At 60.5% G+C, this 9,855-nt stretch carries 7 protein-coding genes; 5 read left to right on the forward strand and 2 right to left on the reverse strand.

Translation table 11 applies throughout. From position 1 onward, the window contains the following. Both AC1DH9_RS12595 and AC1DH9_RS12600 read right to left on the reverse strand, forming a co-directional pair. Nucleotides 1-3,233: PAS domain S-box protein (locus AC1DH9_RS12595; RefSeq protein WP_477808253.1), on the reverse strand; the 3,233-nt coding region annotated here is incomplete at its 3' end. 69 nt (nt 3,234-3,302) lie between these two features. Next, nucleotides 3,303-4,193, reverse strand: coding sequence for a LysR family transcriptional regulator (locus tag AC1DH9_RS12600; RefSeq protein WP_145022637.1), 891 nt, complete (start codon nt 4,191-4,193; stop codon nt 3,303-3,305). Nucleotides 4,194-4,340: 147 nt separating this feature from the next. Here AC1DH9_RS12600 and leuC point away from each other — a divergent pair, with 147 nt between their 5' ends. From leuC to asd, 5 genes are all read left to right on the forward strand, one after another. Next, nucleotides 4,341-5,759: a 3-isopropylmalate dehydratase large subunit gene (gene leuC, locus AC1DH9_RS12605; protein WP_427544095.1), complete on the forward strand. Its 1,419-nt coding sequence runs from the start codon at nt 4,341-4,343 to the stop codon at nt 5,757-5,759. Nucleotides 5,760-5,770: 11 nt separating this feature from the next. Next, the gene (gene leuD, locus AC1DH9_RS12610; RefSeq protein ID WP_054596619.1) at nt 5,771-6,415 is read left to right on the forward strand and encodes a 3-isopropylmalate dehydratase small subunit; all 645 of its coding nucleotides are present in this window, start codon (nt 5,771-5,773) and stop codon (nt 6,413-6,415) included. 146 nt (nt 6,416-6,561) lie between these two features. After that, entirely contained in the window at nt 6,562-7,329 is a 768-nt protein-coding gene (locus AC1DH9_RS12615; protein WP_427544092.1) for a class I SAM-dependent methyltransferase, read from the forward strand. Between the two features lie 65 nt (nt 7,330-7,394). After that, nucleotides 7,395-8,477 carry a 3-isopropylmalate dehydrogenase gene (leuB, locus tag AC1DH9_RS12620; RefSeq protein ID WP_401119237.1) on the forward strand — a complete coding sequence of 361 codons (1,083 nt, stop codon included), beginning with the start codon at nt 7,395-7,397 and terminating at the stop codon, nt 8,475-8,477. A gap of 67 nt (nt 8,478-8,544) precedes the next feature. Continuing rightward, complete coding sequence (asd, locus tag AC1DH9_RS12625; protein ID WP_054596622.1) at nt 8,545-9,657, forward strand: aspartate-semialdehyde dehydrogenase; 1,113 nt, start codon at nt 8,545-8,547, stop codon at nt 9,655-9,657. Nucleotides 9,658-9,855 lie beyond the last annotated feature (198 nt).

The raw sequence follows: 9,855 nt of genomic DNA on the forward strand, positions 1-9,855 counted from the left end.
ACAAACAAGTGGCAGCCCAGCCCTTGCAGGAAATCGAGCTGTTCGGTGGTTTCGACCCCTTCGGCAATTACCGTCAATTCCAGGCTGCGGGCCATGGCCACGATCGCGCGGATGATTTCCGCGTCGTTCGGATCGCTGGTCGCATCGCGGATGAACGACTGGTCGATCTTCAAGGTGTCCACCGGCAGGCGCTTGAGGTACGTGAGCGAGGAGTAGCCGGTGCCAAAGTCGTCCATGGCGAAGCTGACGCCAAGTTTCTTCAGGCGACGCATCTTGCTGATGGTGTCGTCCAGGTTCTGGATCACGATGCCTTCGGTGACCTCCAGTTTGAGCAGCGAATACGGCAGTCCGTGGCTGCTCAGGGTTTGTTCAATCCGTTCGACAAAGTCGTTCTGGCGAAATTGCCGTGGGCTGATGTTCACGCAAAGGCTGAAGTTCAGCGGATCGATCAGGCCTCTATCGATCAATTGCCTGAAGGCCTGGCAGGTCTCATCGAGGATCCAGGTGCCGACCTCCAGGATCAGCCCGCTGTCTTCCAGTACCTTGATGAATTCGCTGGGCGATTGCTCCCCCAGTCGCGGGTGGCGCCAGCGCACCAAGGCTTCGGCACCGATAATGCGACCGTCCAGGGCGTCCACCTGAGGCTGGTATTGCACGCTGAACTCACCACGCGAAAGGGCCAGGCGCAGGTCGGTTTCCATCCGCAGGCGTTCACTGGCGGCTTTTTGCATGGTGTTGTGGAACATCTGCGTGGCATTGCGTCCCGAATCCTTGGCTCGGTACAGGGCAATGTCGGCRCGCTTGAGCAGGTCCGTCGGGGTTGAGCCGTGATCGGGGATCAAGGCCACGCCGATGCTCGGGGTGACTTGCAGGCGCTGACCGTCGAGGAACATCGGCTCGGACAGCAACTCGCGAATCGTGTCAGCCAGTTGGCGAACCTGTTCGCTGACCTCGTTGCGTGTACCTTCCAGACCGCTCAACAGCACCACAAACTCATCGCCGCCCAGTCGCGCCACAGTGTCTTCCATGCGCACGCTGGCTTCGAGGCGCGCAGTGATGATTTTCAGCACGGTGTCGCCCACCGGGTGCCCGAGCGAGTCGTTGATGTGCTTGAAATGGTCGAGATCGAGGAACAGCAAGGCGCCGCGCAGGTTGTGGCGTTTCAGCAGGGCGATCTGCTGGCTCAGGCGATCCATCAGCAGGGCGCGGTTGGGCAGATTGGTCAGTGGGTCGTGGTAGGCGAGGTGACGGATCTGCGCTTCGGCGTTTTTCAGCAGGCTGACGTCCCGGGCGGTCATCAGCAGGCAGGCGGTTTCGTTGAGAGTGATGGGTTCGATCGAGACCTCGACGGTGAGAATTTCGCCGCGTTTGTTGCGACCAAGCATTTCCTGGTGATGCACCCGGCCTTTGGCTTTCAACTCGGCCAGCAGGGTTGAGCGTTGTTTTTCTTCGGCCCAGATGCCGACCTGATAAACGGTTTTACCTACTACTTCGTCGGCGCGATAGCCGGTCAAGCGGCAGAAGCCGTCGTTGACCTCCAGGTAGCGTCCGCTGTCGCGCTCGGTGATAGTGATGGCGTCGGGGCTGGAGTGAAACGCCTTGGCGAATTTCTCTTCACTGGCCTTCAGTGCAGCCTCGGAGCGCTGTTGCTGGGTGATGTCACGCAAGGTGGTCACGATGCATGGCTCGTTGCCGACGCTGATCTGACGGCTGGAAATCACGCAGGTCAAGGGTTGCCCGTCCTTGTGGTGAACGATGATTGCGACGTTGTTGAGCGCCTGTTCGCGAATCACCTGCTCGATGCGTTGCTGGCGCTTCACCGAAGCGTCCCAGAGGCCAATCTCGTCGGCACTGCGGTCGATGACGTCGGTGGTGGTCCAGCCGAAGGTCTGAGTGAAGGCGGGGTTGATCTCGATGAACTGGCCGGTGTCCTGGCGCGTCACGCAGATCGGGTCCGGGCTGACCTGGAACAGGCTGGCGAATTTTTCTTCGGAGGTGATCAGGCGCTGCTCGCGCTCCACCTGGTCGGTGATGTCGAGCAACGTACCGGCCATGCGCAGGGGCGCGCCGGACTCATCGCGATAGAGCCGTGCACGGCTTTCCAGGTAGCGCGAACTGCCGTCGGGCAATTGCACGCGGTAGGTCAGTTGATAATTGCCGGCAGGGCCTTCGCGCAAGCTGCGATAGGCGTCGCGCATGCTGTCGCGCTCGTCGTCCGGCACGCCTTCGAAAAACGCATCGAAGGGCTCGTGGAAGGGCACCGGGTCAAGGCCGTGCAACTGCGCGGCGCGGGCCGAGCCATAGAGCATGCCGCTGGGGATGTGCCAGTCCCAGGTGCCGAGTTGCGCCGAGTCGAGGGCCAGGTCCAGGCGCTCCTGACTGTCTTTGAGCGCTTGCTCGGCGAGTTTGCGTTCGCTGGTGTCGAGGAAAGTGCTGAGCAGGTAGGGCTGGCCTTCGAGTTCAACCTTTTGCGCGCTGAGAATGCCATCGTGGACCTGGCCGTTGCTGGCGCGAAACTGCACCTCCATGCTGACCAGTTCACCCTTGGCCTTGGTTGCCTTGACCAGTTTGGCGCGTTGTTGCGGGTCTACCCAAAGGCCCAGTTCCAGCGTCGTGCGGCCGATCACGCTGTGCACGGGCCAGCCAAACAGGCTTTCGAAGTATTGATTGGCTTCGCTGATCAGGCCGTCTTCCTGACGGGTCAGCAACACCATGTTCGGGCTCAGGTGAAATAGTGTTGCGAAACGTTTCTCCGAGCTGCTCAGGGCCTGTTCACGCTGGCGTTGATGGGTGATCTCGCGGATCACCCCGATCATCCGTGGCCGGCCTTGTTTATCCGGTATCAGGCTGCCGTTGATCTCCAGCCAGTGCAGGCTGCCGTCGGGCCAGCGGACCCGGTGATGCATCGCTTGTTCCAGCGGTGCGCCGGCCACTACGGCGTTAAAGGCTCGCAGGGTTTTGGCTCGATCCTCCACCGGCAACAGATCCAGGTATTCCATGTCGGCCGGCAGTGGTTTTTTGGGGTCAAACCCGAACAGGGCTTGAGTCCCCCGCGACCAGCTGATCAGCCCGCGTTCAATGTCCCAGTACCAGGCGCCCAAACGTGCACCGTTCAAGGCGGCGAGCAGTTGTGGTGCGCTCTCCCAAATCTGCTCCGAGGTCCGCGGGTCGAGCGCCTGAATGCGCGGCATTGGGGGCGTGCGTGAGCGAGTGCGGTCAGCAGATTTGGGCATGGGTAACAAGCCTTGGGCTGAATTGGGTGTTTGGCGCTGGGATTTTCGACCTTAAAGGATTAGCACAACTTAGCCGTGAGTCCGTGGCAAATCGATTTGTGCGTCCAACAAGGCCATGAAAGCCCGTGCAGCATTCGACAGCGTCCGTTCGGTGTGCACGATATAGCCTAGCTGGCGAGTGAGTTGTATGCCCGGTAAAGGAATGCGTGCCACTTGATCGTCGAGCATGGTGCGCGGCAATACGCTCCAGGCCAGGCCAATGGAAACCATCATCTTGATAGTTTCCAGATAGTTAGTGCTCATCGCGATGTTCGGTGTCAGCCCCTGGGCTTCGAAAAGTCGTTGCACGATGTGGTGGGTAAAGGTGTTGCCGCCGGGAAAAACCGCCGGATGGCGGGCGATATCGGCCAGGCTGACTGCGCCGTTGCTGATCAGCGAGTGTTCGGGGGCCGCCACGAAGTCCAGCGGGTCGTCCCATACCGGCGTGGCTTTCACCAGCGTGTGCGGCTCGGGTGCCAGGGTAATCACTGCCAGTTCGGCGCGGCCGTGAAGAATTTCCTCGTAGGCGACTTCCGAATCGAGGAACTGAATATCCAGCGCGACCTCGGGATAGCGTCGGGTGAACGCCCGCAGCAAGGGCGGCAGGCGGTGCAGGCCAATGTGATGACTGGTCGCCAGTGTCAGGCGGCCAGTCACTTCGCCGGTCAGGTTGGTCAACGCCCGGCGCGTGTCATCCAGCACATTCAGAATCTGATAAGCGCGCGGCAACAGGGCGCGTCCAGCCTCGGTCAGGCTGACTTCCCGGCCCAGTCGATCGAACAGCCGCACATTGAGCTGCTGCTCCAGCCCGGCGATGCGTTTACTGATGGCTGGCTGGGTCAGGTGCAGCCGTTCGCCCGCGCCGGAAAAGCTGCCGGTCTCGGCGATGGCTATAAAAGCATTGAGGTTGGCCAGGTCCATGGTTGTATTCCAGTTGGTTATCCAAAGCATAAAAAATATGAATTTGAGTTATTTAATGTAACCCCATAGGATCGACCTCACAAGCCAAGGGGTTATTGAATTGCTTCAAGCCCGGGGCATAGAAACAAGCTGATGAGGAAACGTCTGATGGCCGGCAAAACGCTCTACGACAAGCTCTGGGATTCGCATTTGGTCAAGCAGCGCGACGATGGTTCGGCGCTGATCTACATCGATCGTCACATCATTCACGAAGTGACCTCGCCGCAAGCCTTCGAAGGGCTGCGTCTGGCCGGGCGCAAGCCGTGGCGCATCGATGCCAACATCGCGACCCCGGACCACAACGTACCGACGACTCCTGAGCGCAAGGGCGGCATTGCTGCCATCGCTGACGAAGTCTCGCGTTTGCAGGTTCAGACCCTCGATGACAACTGTGACGAATATGGCATCGTCGAATTCAAGATGAACGACGTGCGTCAAGGCATCGTCCACGTCATCGGCCCGGAGCAGGGCGCAACCTTGCCGGGCATGACCGTGGTCTGCGGTGACTCCCATACCTCGACCCACGGCGCTTTCGGCGCGTTGGCTCACGGTATTGGCACTTCCGAGGTCGAGCACGTGCTCGCCACCCAGTGCCTGGTCGCCAAGAAAATGAAGAACATGCTGGTCCGCGTTGAAGGCAAATTGCCGTTCGGCGTGACTGCCAAGGACATTGTCCTGGCTGTTATCGGCAAGATCGGCACCGCCGGCGGTAACGGCCACGCGATCGAATTCGCCGGTAGCGCAATTCGCGAGTTGTCGGTCGAAGGCCGCATGACCATCTGCAACATGTCCATCGAGGCCGGTGCGCGAGTTGGTTTGGTTGCCGCTGACGAAAAGACCGTTGCCTACGTCAAGGGTCGTCCGTTCGCACCGAAAGGCGCTGAATGGGATATGGCTGTCGAAGCCTGGAAAGACCTGGTGTCCGATGCGGACGCGAAGTTCGACACCATCGTTGAGCTCGACGCTGCGCAGATCAAGCCGCAAGTCAGCTGGGGCACTTCCCCGGAAATGGTCCTCGCCGTCGATCAGAACGTGCCGGACCCGGCTAAAGAGATGGACCTGGTCAAGCGCGACTCCATCGTCCGCGCCTTGAAGTACATGGGTTTGACCGCCAATCAGGCGATCACCGACATTCAACTGGATCGCGTGTTCATTGGCTCCTGCACCAACTCGCGGATCGAAGATTTGCGCGCTGCGGCGGTGATCGCCAAGGGCCGCAAAGTGGCCTCGACCATCAAGCAAGCCATTGTGGTGCCGGGTTCGGGCCTGGTGAAGGCGCAAGCCGAAGCCGAGGGGCTGGACAAGATCTTCCTCGAGGCCGGTTTCGAATGGCGTGAGCCAGGTTGCTCGATGTGCCTGGCAATGAACCCGGACCGTTTGGAGTCTGGTGAGCATTGCGCATCGACCTCCAACCGTAACTTCGAAGGCCGTCAGGGCGCCGGTGGCCGTACGCACCTGGTGAGCCCGGCAATGGCCGCCGCCGCCGCTGTCAACGGCCGTTTCGTCGACGTCCGTGAATTGATCTGAAGGAGCGCAGCATGAAAGCTTTTACCCAGCACACTGGTCTTGTCGCGCCTTTGGATCGTGCCAACGTCGACACCGACCAGATCATTCCCAAGCAGTTCTTGAAGTCGATCAAGCGCACCGGTTTCGGTCCGAACCTGTTCGATGAGTGGCGTTACCTGGATGTCGGGCAACCGTATCAGGACAACTCCAAGCGTCCGTTGAACAAGGACTTCGTGCTCAACGCCGAGCGTTATCAAGGTGCCAGCGTGTTGCTCGCCCGGGAAAACTTCGGCTGCGGTTCGAGCCGCGAGCACGCGCCATGGGCCCTGGAAGAGTACGGTTTCCGCAGCATCATCGCGCCGAGCTACGCCGACATCTTCTTCAACAACAGCTTCAAGAACGGCTTGCTGCCAATCATTCTGAGCGACGCTGAAGTCGACGAGTTGTTTGCGCAAGTGGAAGCCAACCCGGGCTACCAGTTGCAGATCGACTTGCAGGCCCAGACCGTGACCCGTCCTGACGGCAAGGTCCTGAGCTTCGAAATCGATGCTTTCCGCAAACACTGCCTGCTCAACGGCCTGGACGATATCGGCCTGACCTTGCAGGACGGCGATGCGATTGCTGCGTTCGAAGCCAGGCACCGCGCCAGCCAGCCGTGGTTGTTTCGCGACGCGTGATTTTGCGTAAGGCGTAACAAAGCCATCGCGAGCAGGCTCGCTCCCACACTGGATGTGCGGCGTTCACAAAACCCCTGTGGGAGCGAGCCTGCTCGCGATGAGGCCCCAATAAACACCCCAAGACTCACCCCCTTAAGGAAGTCACCATGACCAGCACCGCCCACCACAGCGACGTCGTACAAAAGCAATTCGGTGAACAGGCTGCCGCTTACCTGAGCAGCGCAGTACACGCCCAGGGCACCGAGTTTGCGTTGCTACAGGCCGAACTGGCAGGTCGCGGTGATGCACGAGTGCTGGACCTGGGTTGTGGCGCCGGTCATGTGAGTTTTCAGGTGGCTGCGCTGGTCAAGGAAGTGATCGCCTACGACCTGTCGCAGCAGATGCTCGACGTGGTGGCTGGCGCCGCGGTTGATCGTGGTCTGAACAATGTGACTACCGTGCTGGGTGCAGCGGAGCGCCTGCCGTTTGCCGAGGGTGAATTTGATTTCGTCTTCAGCCGTTATTCGGCGCACCATTGGAGCGACCTTGGCCTGGCCCTGCGCGAAGTGCGCCGGGTGCTCAAGCCGGGTGGGGTAGCAGTGTTCATTGATGTCTTGTCGCCGGGCAGTCCGTTGTTCGACACTTACCTGCAAAGTGTTGAGGTGCTGCGCGACACCAGCCACGTGCGCGATTATTCCGCCGGGGAGTGGTTGCGTCAGGTCAGCGAGGCGGGGTTGCATACCCGTAGCACCACGCGCCAGCGGCTGCGCCTGGAGTACAACTCCTGGGTCGAGCGCATGCGTACACCCCAAGCGTTGCGCGTAGCGATCCGCGAGTTGCAACAGGCGATGGGCAATGAAGTTCGCGAGTATTTCGAGATTGAAGCCGATGGTTCGTTCAGCACCGATGTGCTGGTGCTGATGGCTGAACGATAAGCGCCAAGCGCTGGAATTTTTCCGGGCGCGCCCATGAGCGCGCCGACTGATGACATGAGGAACGCATGAGCAAGCAGATTCTGATTCTCCCAGGTGACGGTATTGGCCCGGAAATCATGACCGAAGCGGTCAAGGTGCTGGAACTGGCCAACGACAAGTTCGCACTGGATTTCGAACTGAGCCACGACGTGATCGGCGGCGCCGCCATCGACAAGCACGGCGTGCCGTTGGCCGACGAAACCCTGGCCCGTGCGCGCGCTGCCGATGCGGTGCTGCTGGGGGCGGTGGGCGGTCCGAAATGGGACACCATCGAACGTGACATTCGTCCAGAGCGCGGCTTGTTGAAGATTCGTGCGCAACTGGGCCTGTTCGGCAACCTGCGCCCGGCGATCCTGTACCCGCAACTGGCTGAAGCGTCGAGCCTGAAAGCCGAAATCGTCGCAGGCCTGGACATTCTGATCGTCCGTGAACTGACCGGCGGTATCTACTTCGGCGCGCCACGTGGTGTGCGCGAGTTGGAGAATGGTGAGCGCCAGGCGTACGACACCCTGCCATACAGCGAAAGCGAGATCCGCCGTATCGCCCGCGTCGGTTTCGACATGGCGCGCGTACGCGGCAAGAAACTCTGCTCGGTCGACAAGGCCAACGTTCTGGCGTCCAGCCAGCTGTGGCGCGAAATCGTCGAGCAAGTGGCCAAGGACTACCCGGACGTCGAGCTGAGCCACATGTACGTCGACAACGCCGCCATGCAGCTGGTGCGTGCACCGAAGCAGTTCGACGTGATCGTCACCGACAACCTGTTCGGCGATATCCTGTCCGACGAAGCTTCGATGCTCACCGGTTCCATCGGCATGTTGCCGTCGGCCTCGCTGGATGCCAACAATAAAGGCATGTACGAGCCGTGCCACGGTTCGGCGCCGGACATCGCAGGCAAAGGCATTGCCAACCCGTTGGCGACGATTCTGTCGGTGTCGATGATGCTGCGTTACAGCTTCAACCAGGTTGCGGCCGCGGACGCTATCGAAAAGGCCGTCAGCCTGGTGTTGGACCAAGGGCTGCGCACAGGGGACATCTGGTCGCCGGGTTGCGCGAAAGTAGGTACGCAGGAAATGGGCGACGCAGTAGTCGCAGCGCTGCGGAATCTGTAATCTCTCTGGCCCCGCTTGTCGCTGATGCCGGCAAGCGAGCCCACTTTTTGTAAAAGGTGTAGTTGCGATGAAACGTGTAGGTCTGATCGGTTGGCGCGGTATGGTCGGTTCCGTGCTCATGCAGCGGATGCTGGAAGAGCAGGATTTCGATCTTATTGAGCCGGTGTTTTTCACCACTTCCAATGTTGGTGGCCAAGGCCCGTCCGTGGGTAAGGATATTGCTCCGCTCAAGGACGCTTACAGCATTGAAGAGCTGAAAACCCTAGACGTGATTCTGACCTGCCAGGGTGGCGACTACACCAGCGAAGTCTTCCCGAAACTGCGCGAAGCCGGCTGGCAGGGTTACTGGATCGACGCCGCTTCCAGCCTGCGCATGCAGGATGACGCGGTGATCGTTCTGGACCCGGTGAACCGCAAGGTCATCGACCAGCAGCTCGACGCGGGCACCAAGAACTACATCGGCGGCAACTGCACCGTCAGCCTGATGCTGATGGGCCTGGGCGGTCTGTTCGAAGCCGGTCTGGTGGAGTGGATGAGCGCCATGACCTATCAGGCGGCCTCCGGTGGCGGCGCGCAGCACATGCGTGAGCTGATCAAGCAAATGGGTGTGACCCATGCCGCTGTTGCCGATCAACTGGCCGATCCGGCCAGCGCCATCCTCGACATCGACCGTCGTGTCGCCGAAGCCATGCGCAGCGACGCCTACCCGACCGAAAACTTCGGCGTGCCATTGGCCGGCAGCCTGATCCCGTGGATCGACAAAGAGCTGCCGAACGGTCAGAGCCGCGAAGAGTGGAAAGCCCAGGCCGAGACCAACAAGATCCTCGGTCGCTTCAAGAGCCCGATCCCGGTGGATGGCATCTGCGTGCGCATCGGCGCCATGCGCTGCCACAGCCAGGCGCTGACCATCAAGCTGAACAAAGATGTACCGATCGCCGATATCGAAGGGCTGATCAGCCAGCACAACCCATGGGTCAAGCTGGTGCCGAACCAGCGCGAAATCAGTATGCAGGAGCTGAGCCCGACCAAGGTCACCGGCACCCTGAACGTACCGGTTGGCCGTCTGCGCAAGCTGAACATGGGGTCGCAGTTCGTCGGTGCTTTCACCGTCGGCGACCAACTGCTGTGGGGCGCGGCCGAACCGCTGCGTCGCATGCTGCGGATTCTGCTGGAGCGTTGATCTGCTGATGCAATGAAAGAACCCGCGCCTTGAAAGGGGTGCGGGTTTTTTTATGGGTGCGCCAGGCATGGCGCGTTGCGCGCAAGCGCAACCAGTTTGGCTGTGGTGGCCACGCTGGTGACTTGGAGGTGAAAGTCCTCTACACACCCGGCAAGGGGAAGTGTTAGCCAGAGGCAAGGGTGTTGCGGGCGACTGCGA

This window comes from Pseudomonas sp. 05T35 (assembly GCF_056396605.1).